General features: G+C 65.9%; 1 protein-coding gene. It reads left to right on the top strand.

What is annotated here, in order from left to right; all coding sequences use genetic code 11:
- A partial coding sequence (locus tag A2J02_RS19895) for an NAD-glutamate dehydrogenase domain-containing protein (protein ID WP_197478079.1) occupies positions 1-1753 on the top strand: 1753 nt, incomplete at both ends.

The following is a 1753-nucleotide window of genomic DNA, read 5'->3' as shown; positions in this document are numbered from 1 at the left end:
GGCGACCATCGCGAGTACCTCTCGCTCAAGTTCGATCCGCAATCGATCGCCGAATTGCCCAAGCCGAAGCCCAAGTTCGAGATCTTCGTGTACTCGCCCCGCGTCGAAGGTGTGCACCTGCGATTCGGAGCCGTTGCCCGCGGCGGACTGCGCTGGTCGGATCGACGTGAGGACTTCCGGACCGAAATTCTCGGACTCGCCAAAGCCCAGATGGTCAAGAACGCCGTCATCGTGCCGGTCGGAGCCAAGGGCGGATTCGTCGTCAAGCGGCCCCCTGTCGTGACCGGTGACGCCGATCGAGATCGCCAGGCCCACGCCGAGGAAGGCAAGGCCTGCTACCGCCTGTTCATCGCCGGGCTGCTCGACATCACCGACAATCTCGACCGCGCTACCGGAACGGTGACGGTTCCCACCGGAGTCGTGCGCCGCGACGGAGACGACACCTATCTCGTCGTTGCCGCGGACAAGGGCACCGCGACCTTCTCGGACATGGCCAACGACGTTGCCGCGAAGTACGGTTTCTGGCTCGGCGACGCCTTCGCGTCCGGTGGTTCGGCGGGCTACGACCACAAAGCCATGGGCATCACCGCCAAGGGTGCGTGGGAGAGCGTCAAACGCCACTTCCGTGAGCTCGGAATTGACACGCAGAGCCAGGACTTCACAGTCGTCGGCGTCGGCGACATGAGCGGGGACGTGTTCGGCAACGGCATGTTGCTCAGCCGGCACATTCGCCTGCTCGCCGCGTTCGATCACCGGCACATCTTTCTCGATCCCGACCCCGAGCGTGAGTCCTCGTTCGCCGAACGGGAGCGGTTGTTCGCACTGCCGCGGTCGTCGTGGGCGGACTACGACACCTCGCTCATCAGTGCGGGCGGCGGCGTGTGGGAGCGGACGCGCAAGTCGGTCCCGATCAGTGCGGCGGCGCGCGCTGCCCTCGGGTTGGGGGATTCCGTGGTCGCGCTGTCACCCCCGGAGCTGGTGAACGCGATCCTTCGGGCCCCGGCCGATCTGCTGTGGAACGGCGGAATCGGTACGTACATCAAGGCGTCCACCGAAACCAATGCCGAGGTCGGTGACAAGGCCAACGACACGGTGAGGGTCGACGGAATCGACGTGCGCGCCGCCGTGGTGGGGGAGGGCGGCAACCTCGGAGCCACCGCACTGGGCCGCATCGAATACGCCGCTGCCGGAGGCAAGATCAACACCGATGCCGTCGACAACTCCGCGGGTGTGGACTGCTCCGATCACGAGGTCAACATCAAGATCCTGTTGGAGACGGCCATCACCAACGGCAACCTCGCGCGCGAGGATCGGGACGAGCTGCTCGCGTCCATGACCGACGAGGTGGGCCGGCTGGTGTTGTGGGACAACATCATGCAGAACGAGCTGCTCGGCACCTCGAGGTTCGACGCACCGAGCCTGGTCACCGTGCACAGTCGGGTGATCGAGGATCTGGAAGTGCGCCGAGGTCTCGATCGCGAGCTGGAGGCGCTACCGACCGAGGCGGATCTACGGCGTCGCAAACAGGACGGCCGCGGGCTGACCTCGCCGGAACTCGCGACTCTGATGGCTCACGTGAAGCTGGCGTTGGAAGCCGAACTGCTCGACAGCGAACTGCCCGACAGTGACGTCTTCGCTCCGCGGCTGCCCAAGTATTTCCCCGCGCCGCTGCGAGAGCCGTACGCCGCCGCGATCACCACGCATCCTCTCCGGCGGCAGCTGGTGGCCACGACGCTGGCCAACGAGGCCATCG

Origin of the sequence: Rhodococcus sp. EPR-147 (assembly GCF_001647185.1) — a bacterium.
In the GTDB taxonomy this organism is placed as follows: Bacteria; Actinomycetota; Actinomycetes; order Mycobacteriales; family Mycobacteriaceae; genus Rhodococcoides.
The sequence above is the reverse complement of the archived record's forward strand: the minus strand, read 5'-3'. Positions and strand labels throughout refer to the sequence as shown.